At 40.3% G+C, this 15,995-nt stretch carries 11 protein-coding genes and 1 pseudogene; 7 read left to right on the forward strand and 5 right to left on the reverse strand.

The window, feature by feature from the left end; all coding sequences use genetic code 11:
• The first annotated feature begins 27 nt into the window (after positions 1-27).
• Together EHQ62_RS02300 and EHQ62_RS02305 are read left to right on the forward strand one after the other, a co-directional pair.
• Entirely contained in the window at positions 28-465 is a 438-nt protein-coding gene (locus tag EHQ62_RS02300) for a hypothetical protein (RefSeq protein WP_135640625.1), read from the forward strand.
• 136 nt (positions 466-601) lie between these two features.
• Entirely contained in the window at positions 602-3,121 is a 2,520-nt protein-coding gene (locus tag EHQ62_RS02305) for an adenylate/guanylate cyclase domain-containing protein (RefSeq protein WP_135640626.1), read from the forward strand.
• Here the strand turns inward: EHQ62_RS02305 and EHQ62_RS02310 are convergent.
• Entirely contained in the window at positions 3,118-3,729 is a 612-nt protein-coding gene (locus EHQ62_RS02310; protein ID WP_244241597.1) for an Lcl C-terminal domain-containing protein, read from the reverse strand. The genes EHQ62_RS02305 and EHQ62_RS02310 overlap by 4 nt on opposite strands.
• Positions 3,730-4,075: 346 nt before the next feature.
• Between EHQ62_RS02310 and EHQ62_RS18805 the strand changes: the two genes are divergently transcribed.
• Positions 4,076-4,267, forward strand: coding sequence for an LA_0442/LA_0875 N-terminal domain-containing protein (locus EHQ62_RS18805; protein ID WP_425269515.1), 192 nt, complete (start codon positions 4,076-4,078; stop codon positions 4,265-4,267).
• Here EHQ62_RS18805 and EHQ62_RS02320 read toward each other — a convergent pair.
• Positions 4,262-5,380 (reverse strand): AraC family transcriptional regulator, encoded by a 1,119-nt coding sequence (locus EHQ62_RS02320; protein WP_135640627.1) that lies wholly within the window; start codon positions 5,378-5,380, stop codon positions 4,262-4,264. The genes EHQ62_RS18805 and EHQ62_RS02320 overlap by 6 nt on opposite strands.
• A gap of 120 nt (positions 5,381-5,500) precedes the next feature.
• On the opposite strand from EHQ62_RS02320, the gene EHQ62_RS02325 reads away from it, so the two are divergent.
• The 3 genes and pseudogenes from EHQ62_RS02325 (at position 5,501) to EHQ62_RS02335 (ending at position 9,533) form a co-directional block, all read left to right on the forward strand.
• The gene (locus tag EHQ62_RS02325) at positions 5,501-6,670 is read left to right on the forward strand and encodes a DJ-1/PfpI family protein (protein ID WP_135640628.1); all 1,170 of its coding nucleotides are present in this window, start codon (positions 5,501-5,503) and stop codon (positions 6,668-6,670) included.
• Positions 6,671-6,713: 43 nt separating this feature from the next.
• Positions 6,714-7,064: pseudogene (locus EHQ62_RS18525) on the forward strand (Lcl C-terminal domain-containing protein); the annotation flags it as partial.
• A gap of 189 nt (positions 7,065-7,253) precedes the next feature.
• A complete protein-coding gene (locus tag EHQ62_RS02335; RefSeq protein WP_135640630.1) occupies positions 7,254-9,533 on the forward strand; it encodes a hypothetical protein in 2,280 nt (759 codons plus the stop codon).
• A 62-nt stretch (positions 9,534-9,595) separates the two neighbouring features.
• Here the strand turns inward: EHQ62_RS02335 and EHQ62_RS02340 are convergent, their stop codons facing one another.
• On the reverse strand, positions 9,596-10,363 hold the full coding sequence (locus EHQ62_RS02340) for a hypothetical protein (RefSeq protein ID WP_135640631.1): 768 nt from the start codon (positions 10,361-10,363) through the stop codon (positions 9,596-9,598).
• A gap of 458 nt (positions 10,364-10,821) precedes the next feature.
• Here EHQ62_RS02340 and EHQ62_RS02345 point away from each other — a divergent pair, with 458 nt between their 5' ends.
• A complete protein-coding gene (locus EHQ62_RS02345) occupies positions 10,822-13,101 on the forward strand; it encodes a cyclic nucleotide-binding domain-containing protein (protein ID WP_135640632.1) in 2,280 nt (759 codons plus the stop codon).
• 96 nt (positions 13,102-13,197) lie between these two features.
• On the opposite strand, the gene EHQ62_RS02350 is transcribed toward EHQ62_RS02345, so the two are convergent.
• Positions 13,198-14,613 carry a DEAD/DEAH box helicase gene (locus EHQ62_RS02350; RefSeq protein WP_135640633.1) on the reverse strand — a complete coding sequence of 472 codons (1,416 nt, stop codon included), beginning with the start codon at positions 14,611-14,613 and terminating at the stop codon, positions 13,198-13,200.
• Positions 14,614-14,728: 115 nt separating this feature from the next.
• Complete coding sequence (locus EHQ62_RS02355; RefSeq protein ID WP_135640634.1) at positions 14,729-15,196, reverse strand: DUF6036 family nucleotidyltransferase; 468 nt, start codon at positions 15,194-15,196, stop codon at positions 14,729-14,731.
• Between the last annotated feature and the right edge of the window lie 799 nt (positions 15,197-15,995).

Genomic DNA, 15,995 nt, shown 5'->3' on the forward strand with positions numbered 1-15,995 from the left:
CCAAATTTCTATTTGTGGAGAAACATTATGAATGCGTTACAGCTATGTTATTTGTTTGCTGGTTCCTTTTTTACCGTTGGGTTATTGTGTGGGATTTGGAAATACTTTGGTATTCTCAACTCGAAAGATGCCGTGGCTCACGAATACATCAGTATCCTACACAGAGCATCCCTCTTGTATAGTTTTGCTTGTCTACTGCTTGCTAAATTTGTTGAACTTAGCACCTTACCAGAGAACATCAATTTTTATGCGGCATTTGTGAGTATGGGATTTTTTGCCTTTGCTCAAATCGTATATCTCATCCATGCCATCTTAAAAGATACAGACAACCAATTTGCAAAACCGTATCGCTTAGGAAATTGGTTGTATCCCTCATTTCTCATCCATGGTTCGATGGTCTTGCTAATTTTAGGCGAGTTAGGTGGTTTTCTAATTCTTTTTTGGGGATTTATCAGTTCACTTTAAAAGCAGAATGGTAGTTTTTTAAATCTCGAAACGATTCGCTCGCCCAACGGAAGATGAGTTGGACGAGTGGAATGTGCTAGACAGTAATTGCAATTTCTTTACGAAAGTCTTACTAGGTGAAAAAAGTAAGCTAACGATGGAATACAATTACTCATTGCCAAACATTGGTACAATCACAGACGCATGGACCTACTTTTGGTTGCAACTCCCCTATGGAATCCCTGGGATCATCTCACTTGTTGTTGGTTTTTTCCTCAGTGCATTTAGTTTTCGCCGGATTTTTCACACGAAGGGGGAAGAAAAAATCCTATCTTTCAATGTTGCCATCTCTTTTTTTGGATACGGTATCCTAGGACTCGTACTTTCACTTAGAGCTTGGATTTTTGACAGAGAACTTTTGTTATCACTCAATAATTGGTTGTATCTCTTTATCTTACTCATCTTACCATCCAACTTTTACATCTGTTACGCTCTTTCTCGAAAAAAGATTTTTTTGTATTATACATACCTTTGTTGGGCAAGCGTTGCCTTCGGTTATGTGGGACTCTTCCAAGGACTCGGATTTCATAATGATTGGTTTGACTACCAATTCGGCAAGTACCCAAAGGCAACGAACTTTATCAAACCATTTGGTATCATCCCCCTTGTTGGTTACTTTGCCCTCGTATTACCGTTTTTTACGTTTCAATGGAAAATTCTATTAAAGAGAATCCACAAATCCCTTTTCATTGGATACAATGTATTGTTTCTCATGACCATCTCCAATGCACCGGTTTTACTTGGATACAATGTTTACCCTGGTTCCTTTTTTATATTCATCCCTCTGATTTTAATTGCGTATGGGATTTTTCGATCTGATTTTCTGGATGTAAACGAACTGCTGTTTGATCGCAATGGATTGTTTTATATTTTGTTTGGTGTGGTATCTTTTTCCCTTATCGTCCTCAGTGGAACCGTTGCGTTGGGACTCAGCCATAATGCTTACCTCAATGACAATTGGTTCCCACATGCCCTTCCTCCCACGATTTCGTTTTTTGTGGCAATCTTTATGGCAATCATTGTGGCAGGCAGTAACCCACAAGCCAAGATCAACCAATTGTGTGCATTTTCACTGATCATCACTGCCTTTTACAATTTACAATCCATTCCTACAAAACTAGAACTCAATTATTTAATTTTACTCCGCATATCGCAAGTTAGTTTTCTAATCTTCTCTCTTGCACCAAGTATTTTATCTCGTTTTGTTTTAAAAGCCATTGGAAGCCAAAGGCCCAAGGCATTACTTGCAGTTGATTTACTTTCCATACTTTGTGCCTTTCTTTCTATCACACCTTACCTACACAATGGCTATTACAAATACGAGTTTGGCATCATTCATAAAAGTGATATGGTTCCATACCTACTAGGGATTGCTGGATTTTTTGCTTTTATCATTGTAGGTAGAGAAATCCGAAAACGTTGGAAGGATTTACCTAGAGAGTCAATTGTTGCATTAGGTTCTGTTTTGTTATCAGGTGTCTTTTTATTAACTGCATTTTTTCCTGCGCATGGTTTCCATTTCCCACCAATTTCCGATTACTTATTCATCCCAACCACCTTACTTGGGTTTGCTGTTTTGAAATTGGGTGCATTTTCATTACCAGGTAGGACCATTCGTTTCAGCCAAAAACTTGCGAATTTAGGTATCTTTTCGATCCTATTTGCAAGTTTATTACAAATGCCAAAATTTTTAGAAAATCTTGCTTTCGGAGAAAGTCTATTTCACATTACGCTTGTTACTCTACCTTTAGTGTTATTCAATTATCTTTTGGTGTATGTTTTTGCTCGCCCACTCGCTGAAGAGTTAGACAGAAGTTATATTTTATTAGAACAAGCAAAAAAAGAAGCAGAACTCGCTGGAGAAGAATCTGAAAAACTTTTGTTAAACATTTTACCAAAATCAGTCGCAGAAGAAATCAAATTCAACGGGTATTGTGAACCAAAATCCTTTGAAGAAGCAACGATCCTATTCACTGATTTTCGAGGGTTTACAGAAGTCGCAAAAAACATGGAATCGAGTGAACTCATCACTGAACTTGATGCTTGTTTCACACAGTTTGATGAAATCATTTCGAGAAACAAATTGGAAAAACTAAAAACAATTGGTGACTCCTATATGTGTGCAGGAGGACTTCCAGATCCAAATTTCACAAGTCCCATTGATGCCTGCCTTGCAGCCCTTGAAATCCGTTCCTTTATGGACCAAATGAAACACATCAAAACCGAATTGAACCTTCCCTATTGGGAACTGCGAATTGGAATTCACACTGGTTCTGTGATTGCAGGAGTCGTTGGTCGATTCAAATTCGCTTATGACATTTGGGGCAGTAGTGTGAACACGGCCTCTAGGATGGAAAGTTCTGGCATCGTAGGTGAAATCAATATCTCACAGGCAACCTATGACAAAGTTCGGTTTTTATTCCAATGCGAACACAGAGGGAAGATCATTGATAAAAATGGAGAGAGGCATGATATGTATCTTTTGAAACACATCAAAGCGAAGTATTCAAAAGATGGTCTTGTTCCAAATGAATCGTTTTGGTCCGTTTACAATAAAATCAAACAAGGTAGCAAAATTGTTTTAAAATCAAAAGTAGAAAGGGAAGGAATTTTTTAATTTAAGGATTCCGATACACAGCGAACAGATTCCACTGCCCCTTTGCCCTGAAATAAGGTGGTTCCTAAACAGAAATTAACGTAATACGCCAGAGAGTTGTCGCGACGTGACGCTGACCAATAAAAGAAACAATTTTGCTTAGCGCTTGGAAACAAATCCGCATTCTGGTGTTGAAATGCTGTGATTCCACACCCTGTTGCTCCATCCAAAGGAAGATTTGTTTGGTCATTGGTGCAAGCGATCAGTAACTTCAATTCGTTTTTGGTGGGAACCCGCCAATTGGTACGACCACCCACCTCGAGACCGTCACAATACGCATACGCTTGGCTATTGCCAGCACCATTGAGAACCAAGGTATCATTGCAAGAATCATCGTTCGCATTACAATAATTCAACTCACTCGGAATCTCTGGAGAACATGTATTACTTCCACTTTGCCAAGTTTGCCCAGAGGAACATTTCGCAAAGATTAGGGTCGTTGCCGGATACACTTCCCCACCAAAGCTGCCTGCATTCCCTACAAATGACACAGTTCCATCTCGGTTGTCGGTAAAGGTTCCCCAGGGGTAACTGACAGACTTTGGTAACAAAAGGTAAGTCAAAATCACTTGGCTACCCAAGGGCTTATTTTCGGAATTTGGCGGCTGGAATAAAAAATAGTATAAGGGTGAACAATTTGAAATGATGAATCCTATCAGGATAAAAGCTACAAATTTTACAAAGTTACCAATTCGACTAAAGATTGTCAGGTGCTTATCCTCAACCATTTCAATATCATAAGCTAAATACTGAACCTCTTATGGATTGCAAGATTTTTTTTAACCTAGCGGTGAATTGATGAAAATTTAACATTGCTAAGATTGAACCGAATTTTCTTTTTTTCTTTTCCAAATTTTAAATTTTTGTATTTTTAATCGAATTCCAACGTTAAGGAAAAATCCGATCGAGGTCCAATTGCTTTTACGCCTATTTATTTTTTCCGTATTCTATTTGTTATCAAGTTCGGCAGTTTTTTCGACCAATGTTCTACTCAAATCTGGTGGAGTGATCAAAGGAAGAGTGGTAAATCAATACGCCAATCAATTGATCATTATTGATGAAACAGGAATTAGCCGAACCATTCAAAAATCCAATGCATTCTTATGATTTTGATTTCATATTCTCTTTTCTTTTCAGTCGATAGTTTTGAGGTGAAGTTCCAAAATGAGTTTGGAAGAGTTTATGGAATGAAGATTTTGAATTAAAACCAGATGCATAAATGATCGCGATGATGGCCATATCAGGTCGCTCCAAAAGCAGTTTTTTAGCTTCTAACAACCGAAATTGATTGGTATAATTCCGAAAGGATGTACCTAACTTTGTGTTTAATATTTCAGAAAGTTGGTGGGATGTGATATCCAACCGTTTTGCCACAGAAACCAAAGTCAACCGGTCATCCAAATACATTCGATCGACCTGCATCAATCCATCCAATCGTTCCAAAACAGAAGGAACATCAATTCCCTTCACTCTACTTTCTTTGTAGCGAGCCTCTCGGAATTCCGTTTTAAAATTTGAAAGGAAGCCATTCCCATTCAATTTCAATACGATAATTGCAAATAATAAACTTGTTAATGCAAAACAGGCAGGAAAAAACAATTCCATATACGCCCATTGTGCCAAAACAAACAAAACCAAAACAAAAAGGGAATACAGGATTAAAAACACAAATGGCCGGAAGGAAGATTCGACACTGCCTTTCCCTTGCAATTTCCAACGTAATACTCTGAAGAAAATGGATAAGGTATAAAAAAAGATAGAAAGGACACCCATCCCGAGTAAGAGAAAGGTAAAATCATAAGAGCTGACTTCGTCATGCTTCATAAACATTTCCTTTGGATCCAATAATCCATTGGATTTCAAAAAGTATAAAAAAGGAATGCTCGATGCAAATGGCAAATAATGGAAGGCTCGCAATTGATTGAAATTTTTTCCGCTAAGCTCTTCAAAGAATCGATAACTGATGGGTCCAATTAAATAAAGGATTGGAATATGAGTTCCATAAAAACTTGGGACGGCATTCATTTCGTTCGAAATTTCTAAATAAATATGGAACTGCAAAAGGGTTAAACAAAGAAACAAAACAGATGGAGGAGAAAGTTTGATAGCAGATTGAGTGATCTTTTGGTCTTTTTTCGATTGGGTTTGAATCCTTTCAATCCAGTAAGAGATCGCTAAAATAAAAGAAATCACTGCTCCCATGATTGGAATCAAATTCATCCTCCAATGGGAAGGCGTAAAAGATTGGTTGTCCATTTTTTTTAGTTAAAAACTGTTTTTTTTGATTCCTTCTGTATCCAAACGGACGACAGGTAACAAAATTTCGATGATACTAGAAGGATGAACCGAACCTTACCTCACCAAAAGAAAAGTTTTCTCTCGAAAGGATCACTTAAGAATTCCCTTATCATCCTTTCCATCTTCCTCGTAATCAGTCGTCTCGTTTCGAAGCCAACACCTTCCCCATCTACTGTTTCAAACATTAAAAATTTAAATCGAATTCTCGTCAAAAAAAACCATAGATTGCCAGTCATAGCAGTCATTGGCGAAAACCAATACACCGAGCTCACTGATTTTGTAATCCCTTATGCAATCCTCAAACGATCGAATGTTGCGAAGGTTTTTGCATTAGCGCCTGTTACTGGAGAAATGAAACTGTTCCCCACTCTCTCCATTGGCATCCAAACCTCTCTTACTGATTTTGATCTCCTCCACCCAGAAGGGTCTGACATTGTCATTGTCCCAGCTCTCCATCACTCTGAAAATAAAACCATCATCCAATGGATCCAAAACCAATCCCAAAAGGGAGCAACCATCGTTGGAATTTGTGACGGCGTATGGACCTTAGGGTATGCGGGACTTTTAAAAGACCAAAGGGCAACAGGCCATTGGTATTCCTTGGATGGATTACAAAAAAACTTTCCCACTACCATTTGGCAAAAGAATAAAAGGTATGTCCAAAACCAAAACACCATCACAACAACAGGTGTGACCGCATCCATTCCGATATCGATTGCCTTAGTGGAAACACTTGCCGGTAGAAAAAAAGCAAACGAAGTAGCAATTGAAATTGGAATTTCTGACTGGGGCGCCCATCACCAAACCGATGTTTTTGGCTTTGATTGGAAACACTACCTCGTAGCGGCCAAAAATATGAGTTTCGTTTGGAACCATGAAACCGCTGGGATCAATTTGTATGAAGGGATCGACGAAATTTCTTTGGCCCTTGTTGCGGACTCGTTTTCAAGGACCTTCAAATCAAGGGCAAAAACCATCGGCAATAACAAGGTTCGGTCTAAAGCGGGGATCATTTTTCATCCAGAAATCGAGGATCCAAAACAAGTGAATTTCGAATTTGAAATTCCGAGTCACAAGAAACCTGTTTCTATTTTTTTGAATTCTCTTTTTGAAATGGAAACGCGGTATGGGAGGGATACATTCGAATTCGTCACCAATCAATTGGAATTTCCCATACAAACGTTTTGCCAAGAGAACGAGTGTGCCAAGTGAATCAATTCCCAAAGGTTGAGGTGTCCGTTCTTGGCAAAAATGCACTTACGGTCAAAATAACGATGCCACTTGTTCTGGCACAGCAACTGCTATCGATTGGAGTTCCGCAATCATTTATTGTAGTTCCCTCTCTTTAGGTTCGAAATCTTGGAGATTACCCAATCGAAATGAACTAATCAGTTTGTATGATTATACAAAATCAACTGGCCCAACCATTGACCAAACAAATTTCCCCAATACCATTGCCACAGTAGCAGGTTATTATTGGACATCGACAACGAATGCATCGGGTACATCGAGTGCATGGTATGTCAATTTTACAACTACCTTGAATAATATTTTTGATGTAAATGCAAAGACAAACTCACTCTTTGTTCGTTGTGTGGCCAACTAGTTTACCAAAGTTTGCGCGTTCCCAATTGGTTTGGATTCCAAACTGAATGCACCCACGGGGCCGGGCTCTCTCCGGGGTACGCTCACGCTTCCGTCCTTCGGACCAAGCCCTCCGGATCCCTAACGCAAATGAAAATCAAAATAAGAATTGATAAAAGAACCATTCCATTTCTCTAATGCAAGAGAGCGGATGATAATTTATTTCCAAACTCTAGTTCTCTTCTTTGTGTTCTGTTTGGTCTCATGTAAACCAGGAGAATTGTCCAATCCATGTGACCCAGATTCAAAATCCTACCTGACTGGCACCATACTTCGTTTTTTAGTCAAAGACAGTTCTCCTTCTTGTTTGCCAGGATTTCCCAAAGTCCCATTGGACCTTTGGGGGGTCCATGATGCAAACCCCAGTAACGTGGAAATATTAGGTCTTGCCGTTCACGATAACAAGGTTTACCTCGGTGGAACATTTTCCTATTTTGGACCAAACACCGGTGCTGCGGCAATTCTGAATACAACTAACGGACAGTTGGTGCCATATGAGTCCTGCCCTTATCTGGAAATCCTTTCCAGTGCAACCGTTGCCATACCTGATGGTGAAAATGGATTTTATATCGGTGGAATCTTCACCTATGCAAAGGGCCAAAACCGTCAAAGCCTAATTCATATCAAATCCGATTGCCAAATCGATACAAACTTTAATGTCGGAACCGGAAGTAACTCGGTTCTCATCAATGATTTAGCGTTAGTTGGCGAAAAACTTTATATCGCAGGTAATTTTACGGTTTGGAATGGAGTGGCAAAAAACTACTTGGCAGCTGTAAACCGGATCACAGGTGAATTGGATTTAAACTGGACAGCTTCCACAAATGGACCGGTTTATACGTTTGCAGAAGATACAGATGGACTTTTCCTTGCAGGTGCATTTTCCAATTTAAACGGTGGTGGATTCGGAAGATTGGCAAAGGTCACTTATGATACGGGCGCAACCATCACAAGTTTCAATGCAGGAATTACCGCAGGAGATGTGAGAGGGATATCTCTCGGAGTGAATGGCTTAGGGAATAAAGTAATCTTTGCTGGTGGAAACTTTACCATTGCTAGCAATTTCACTGCACGTGCCTTCGACATGAACGGGAATGTCACATCGTGGAACCCGAATCCCAATTCCACTGTTGAGATAGTCGTTTATTACCAAAATAAAGTGTATTTGGGAGGTTTTTTCACGACAATCGGTGGTTCTAGCAGAAATTATTTTGCCGTTGTCGACAATGCAAATGGAATTGTGAGTTCCGAAAACTTATCGTTAGATGCATCTTCAACGATTTCACATATGGCCATACAAGATGGCAAACTTTATGTTCTTGGAAGTTTTTCTACCATCTTCGGCCAAGAAAGAAGGAATGCATTTTCAATCGATCCACTAACAGGCGTTCTGACAGATTGGAACCCAAGGTTTATTTCTGTTTTCTCATTTCCATATGGAAGGATGGCTTTTTCGAATGATGGATCTAGGGTATTGGTGCCAGGTGATTTTACAAGTGTGAACGTCGTCAATCGGAATGGATTTGGCTCAATCGATTTAGTCACAGGGAAACCAACCGATTTCGTACCGAGTGTGAATGGTGGGATTGCCAGCTTTCACTTAGATGGAGATGTCCTCTATGTGGGTGGGAATTTTACCCAAGCTTTCGGAGAAAGTAGAGTCAGGTTTTTTGCCTACAATTTAAAAACCAATCGTTTAGAAGGTATGTCACCTAGTTTCGATGGTGTGGTGGAAACCATCAAAACCGATGGTAGTTTTGTTTATGCAGGGGGCCAATTCACTACTGCCAACGGGCAAATCCGTAACCGAATCGCCAGATACCCTAAGTTAGACGGAACACTCAACAGTTGGAACCCCAATGTAAGTGATCTCGTAAAAACCATTTTACCATTGGGAGATAAACTCATAATCGGTGGGTCTTTCAATGACATTGGTGGTTTTACTGCCCAAAGACTGGGTGCCGTGAGCATTGCCTCTGGTTCCAATCTCAATTATCCTTCTGCGACAATATTTCCGAATAGCGACGTAAACTCTTTAGGAGTGGTAAATAACCTACTATTCTTCGGTGGGACTTTTACAAATTATGGAGTCACTCCCAGTTCAAGGTTTGGTGCCATCGATATGAGTAATGGAACTTATCTCAGTCCGAATCTGAGTTTTGATAGCAATGTGAACGCTTTGGGGGTATGTGAAAATGGGAAAGGGGGAATTGGTGGCTCATTTACCAGTGTAAATGGTACAAACCAACAAGGATTTGTGTTATATGATTTCTCCAAACGAGAAATTTTATCATTTAATCCCTATTCAATGGGAACAATTTACACAATATTTCCCAACCAAAACAAATTATTTTTTGCAGGATCCCTTTCAGAATACCAGAGAAGGCCAAAAGGTGGGTATTCGTTCGTGGATTTAGAAAACATAAACTAATCTCATCATTCCAACTAGGTCCGGCGAAAAACTTCGCCGAACCCAAAGAAACGTAATTAAATTTATCGATTCCCTTCGTTCATGATCTCGCTATGATTTTTATTTAACCCAGCAGAAGTTAAGGACGGAGCTCTTACATGCCCTTCAAATTGTGTGTAAGTTGTTTGCCCACTCACAAAAGAGGATTGGCATTTGTCGAGGCCACCCGCGCGGTTGTACCCACAAGCAGAGTGGAACGCAACTGCGTAGTCATCTGCACCCGGTAAGATAAACGATGAACCAAATCGAGTTTTATATCCAGGAACATGATTCACAAGAACCGAAGCCGTCAAATTGTGATTATATGCCCCACGAGCAGTTGTCACAACCAGGGAACGATCCATCGCGTTTCCTGATCCACCAACTAAATTTGCTAGTTCAGAACCACCGGAAGCAGCAGCAAGAGCCGTTACTTTTGTGATATTGAATCCTTTTGCAGTTGTTGTATCACCCAAGTTCGCAAGCCAATATTCAATCGCATAACATCCTGCAGAGTGGCATACCACCTTACACGTATTTGATCCCTTACAATAATTTGTGAGACCAGTTGAAATATTGGTTTGGGCTCTCGCAGCTCCAAACGTTCTTGGATCCGTACTTCCGTCGTATCCAATAAATACCTTCGAACCCGAAACCACATTGGCGTTTGTCCCCCAATAGCTGTTTACATCGGTTGTTCCCACCCCGTTGTGGTTTTTACTGGATTTCCCGTGAATGAACACGGTGTAAGTTTCGGCGCTTATGCTTGTCGCAAACAGCATGGCCATCATTAGGTTAATTGTAATTTTCATCTGATACTCCCTTTCAATTTGATCCACCTTTACAAATTTGCCTTTTTTGTGTCAAATATTATTACAAATGCCATAATTATATCTGTTAGACAAATAAATGACATATAAAAATAGACATTTTCGTGCAAATCCTTATGCTTTGTCATGGAGATACGACAGAAATCAGGTAGAAGGATCAGTCTCTTTCGTAAGGGAATGATCCAAAAAAACTGTTCCAGAGCGGATCACCCGAAAGAGTCCTTTCCGTGCATTAGGCCTTGCAGGTCTTGCAAGTCTTACAAACGCAAAAATCCTTACCCTCATCCAAAATCCTCCGGCCAGGTTTTATGCATTGGATTGGGAAAAATAGATTCGCCATCAAAACACTTTATTTTGCATGATCGTCAAAGTGCGGCGATGGTTTCGACCCCAATTGAATTTTGGGAATTCAATCGCTTAACAACTGTTTTTACATATTTATGTGGTCAAAGCCAACTGCCCTATCGATCAAAGAAATCATTTCAGGTACTGATTTATTCCTGAACCTCTCAGCAGAAACGAAAGAACACTTAGCAAGGTCGTTCGTTAAAGTAAAAGTTCCAAAGAAAAAGATTGTGGTGAAGCAAGGGGAACATGGTGACGCTCTCTACCTTGTTGCGACTGGCAGTTTTAGTGTGTATGTAACATCTGCTGGAAAAAAAGAGAAAGTTGGTGAAATCAAACCTGGCAGTTGTTTTGGTGAAGGCGCTCTTGTGACGGATGAACCTCGCAATGCCACAGTCGTCTGCGACCAATCAGGTACTGTTTACCGCATTGGAAGAGAAGAGTTCAAAAAAGCCTTCAAAGATCGTGGAGAAGAACTGAATGCTTTTGTGAAGTTGATAAGCCGTAGGTCACGCGCTTTGCATCGCAGTGTTTTCCGTCCTGAACCAAGGCGCATCAAAGAACTCATATCATCTGTACCATTGTTTAGCGGAGTGGGTCCAAAACTCATCTCTGAACTAGAACCAGAGATGGAATGGATCTTCCTACCTGGTGGTGAAACGCTTATGCGCCAGGGCGACAAAGCGGATGGGATGTATGTTGTCGTGAATGGAAGTCTCGTGTATGAAGTGAGAAACCATGAGAACACCATTGTCTCTACTGGTCATTTTTCGAAAGGTGATCTCATTGGTGAAATTGCACTCCTAACAGGTGAACCGCGGACTGCTACCGTGGTTGCCACACTTTCTTGTGAGATTGTGAAAATCAGCACAAAAGCATTTGAAGCAGTTTTTTCTAAACACCCTCCTAGCATGTATGCAATCACCAAACTCATTGCAGAACGTTTTACAAACGACCGCATGGGCAAACGAATGCCGAAACAGCCTCGGAGCATCATCACACTTTTTCCTTTACAGAAGGATCTCTCAGTTCGTAGTTTTGCCCAAAACCTTTCACAAGCACTTAAAAAATTGGGAAGGACTGCAATCCTCGAAAGCCGTGATTTCAAAAAACGCATTGGCAATCGTGAATATGCAGTTGCCGATTTACTTGAATCACTGTATCAAATCCAGGATTCACATGAATTCCTAATCCTTTGTCCAGACTTTGAAGACAAACTTTGGACAGAAACAATTCTACATCATACCAATCGAATTTTGCTGTTAAGTGAAGCACATAGAACTGGCGGACTTACAGCAGAAGAGATCCGTTTCCTTGGTGATAGCGAAGAAAATTTTGGCCCAATACGAGAACTTGTTTTACTTTATTCCAATCCTAATGAAAGACCAACGAATACTGCAAACCTAACACGCATTAGAAAAATTAGTTCAGTAAGGCATATCCGCACTTACAGTAACCATGGATTCGAAAGCCTTACTCGCTTTCTCACGGGTCGCTCCGTAGGACTTGCATTAGGTGGTGGTGGAGCAAAAGGCCTTGCCCATATCGGACTTTTGAAAGCGATGCAAGAAGAAAACATACCCATCGACATGATTGGTGGCACAAGTGCCGGTGCTCTTATGGCAAGTATCTATGCGATGGGTTACGATGCAGAAGGTTTAGAACGTGTCGCGAAAGCCCTCATGAGCGACAAAAAAACACTGAATGATTATACGGTACCTGTTGTGTCACTCATTCGTGGTAAAAAATTTAATACCGTGATCAAAAACTTTGTTGGGAATCGGATGATTGAAGATCTGTGGTTACCTTATTTTGCCGTTGCAACAAGTCTGACCAAATCTCAGAAAGTGATCTTTGACCGTGGCCCTGTTTGGAAAGCATTACGTGCATCTGCATCGATTCCAGGCATCTTACCTCCGTTCTACGAAAAGAACGAACTCCTTGTTGATGGAGCCATGCTTGACAACATTCCAGGGGCTGTGATGCGAGAGAGGGGTGCTGATTTTGTGATTTCTGTGGCACTCTCTTCAGAAGGTGATGCCACTGCAGATGAAATCTTCAGTGCTATTTATGAAGAAAACAATTCTGGAGCGCTACCGTCAGCCCTACGAATGTTATTCAAACGAATCATTGGCAAAACACAAATACAAAAAGACGTCCCCAACCTTTTGAGTTTACTGATGCGTGCCACTTTCGTCGCTTCTGATGCTGCAAAAGCGAAAGCAAAAGCTGAGTCAGATATTTTTGCTGAGTTGCCTGTGGAACAATATGGGCTTTTCGATTGGAAGAAATTTTACGAACTAGTGGATATCGGATACAAATACGGCAAGGCTCATGCCAAGAGTTGGAAAAAACAACTTGGGATAAGGGGATAAGTGGGAGTTGGATTTGTGATTCAGGGAACAATTCCATTTGATTTGAAATATCACAAAAATGTGTAATCGATGGATTTCTCCGCATAGAAAGTATCACTACCTAAATCGTGACCCTTTTGCTTTCGGTGATTTTTTTGCACTCGGAGATGATTTTTTAGGCTCAGATCGATTGCCTAAATCACTTGGCTTTCTCTTTTCCGATTGCCCTTTATTTCGATGTGAGTTTTGTTTGGAGTTCTTTTGTGAATTCGCATTACGGCCAGAAGGATTCTCTCCCGATTGTGAGGAACGCCTTTGCCCTCGATTGCCACCTCCTCCTGATCCATGGATTTTGGGAGCCTTGCCTGTATGTGATTCTACTTGCGCTGCATGGTAAGGATGGTCCCGATCCACTGGGATCGAAATTCCAATTACTTTTTCAATGTCTTTGATCAGTGATCTTTCGTCTGCCTCTGCGATGGCAATGGCAATTCCATTTTTCCCTGCCCGTGCCGTACGACCAATTCGGTGTACATAGGTTTCAGGAACATACGGAATTTCATAATTAATGACATGGGTGATGTCATCGATGTCGATCCCTCGAGCGGCCAAATCGGTTGCAACAAGGGCTCTGTTTTTTCCCGAACGAAAATCTTCTAAGGCTCTTTGTCTAGCTGATTGGCTTTTATTGCCATGAATGACATCCGTTTTGATTCCATTTTTGTTTAAGAGTTCCGAAATTTTATTGGCACCATGTTTTGTTTTGGTAAAGATAATGGTTTTTTTAAAATTTTTATCTTTAAACAAATGAAGCAGAAGATTTTTTTTATCTGCAAGTTCCGTATACATCACAGATTGTGAAATGAGTTCTACTGTCGATGAAACAGGTGTTATATCGATACGAACGGGTTCTACCAAAATTGAGTTTGCCAATTTTTCTATTTCAGGAGGCATCGTTGCAGAAAAAAACAAATTCTGTCTGCGCTTCGGCAAGTACGAAATGATCTTACGAATGTCATGGATAAAACCCATATCCAACATCCGATCTGCTTCATCTAACACAAATATTTCGATATTTTTCAAAGATACCAAATTTTGGTTCATCAAATCAACAAGGCGACCAGGTGTGGCAATGAGCACATCCAATCCGTTAGCGATGGCCTTGGCTTGGGGATTTTGTCCCACTCCACCAAAAATGACAGCCGTTCGAATTTGGGTATATTTTCCATATAAAACAAAACTTTCATGGACCTGAATGGCAAGCTCACGAGTGGGAACTAACACAAGAGATCGTGGTTGTTTTGGATTTGGTTTTGCCCTCGTAGAAATTAAATGATGGATCATAGGCAAAGCAAAAGCAGCGGTTTTACCGGTTCCTGTTTGCGCACAACCTAACAGATCGTGATTGTCTAAAAGTAAAGGAATGGCTTGCGTTTGGATGGGTGTCGGTTTTGTATAACCAGTCTCAGCGACTGCTTTTTGGATGGATCGATCTAATTTCAGATCTGAAAACGTTTCAATTTGTTTTTGCAAAATAAACCTTCGTGTATATCCTCCTAAATTAAGAAAAGCGATCTATTTGGATAGGTCAAAAATTTCTCTTTTTGGTGTCACTCAACCTAATTTATATCGAACTTAGAACCAACTTCTAAATTTGTTTTAACTTCCGTAGTGCCCTCACATCTTCAATATCCTGGGCTCTGTTTGTTTTTGATTTCATTCGTATTAAATCTTCCAAACTAATTACTGGCAAAGATGCGAAATCGGTTTTCGCTTGTTCAATTTTACAATTGCGAATGTCTTCTGTAAGGATGATGTCTAAACTTTCTCTTTGTCTCTCTGGATTTACAAAATTCCAAGCAATCAGATTCTTTTCTCTTTGATACAATTCTAAATTTCTGAAAATTTCCGTCGCAGAAATTGGCAAGATAGATTTTAATCCAATGGATCCAAGGATCGATTCCATTTTTAGAAAATTTTCTTCACTAATTTCCGTTATCACATCCAAGTCAAAAGTTCCCCTAGCAACTCCATGGATTGCCACTGCATAACCACCAACAATAGCAAAAGGAATTCCTTCTTTTGAGAGTTTATCTTGGATTTTTTTTAAGAACATAAGGATTAAAATTATAGCTTTAATGAAACTTGGGTTACTTTAAGTTCCAGATATGGATTCCCAATCTTTCAAATATTGTTTCTGCTTTTCTAAAAAAACTGATTCGGGCAAAAGCAATCGGTATTCCTCTAAGAACTCTAGCCGATCGTTCAGAGTCAAAAGTTTGTTTTTCTCAATATACACATCTTCTAGCTTTTGAAATGCCATTCGAAAAAATACCTAACTGAGCTTACTACAGGCATTCGATGAAATCAAACTGATTTTGCGGTCCCGCAATCATAAAAAAAGCAGCAGAATGCTTTCCTGACTCCTGCCAGCTGAACATCCTGTTCAGACTGGCGAGCTCCGCAATCCTGCTCCGTCTCCGTCAGAAACGCATTCTGACTTGGGTGCCAGTTTGAATTTACAAATTGTTTTCCAGACATAAAAAAAGCCCCACATCTTTCGACATAAGGCTTCTCTCAATTTAAATCGGATTCAGAATTATACCTAAAAACAAAAAAAGCCCCAAACTTTCGTTCAGAGCTTCTCCCAACATTCGTATACGACAAAGGTTCTATCTCTTTCTTTCCTCCCTATACAATTGATTCTCATCAACCACCAAGAGGGAAAGCCTGCGGAGCACCAAGCGGCACTGCCGCTACTGCGAGCACCCGACTTGATGCGTGAGCTTCGAGCTCTAGCATCAAAGTCGTTCGGCGCTGACCGCAGGACAGAACAAAGCAAAACAAACAACGCTATAATCTATACATACACGTTAACACGTGTATATTGTAATATGGTCAAGCCGATCGAGCGA

It is taken from the genome of Leptospira jelokensis (assembly GCF_004769635.1).
GTDB lineage: Bacteria > Spirochaetota > Leptospiria > Leptospirales > Leptospiraceae > Leptospira_A > Leptospira_A jelokensis.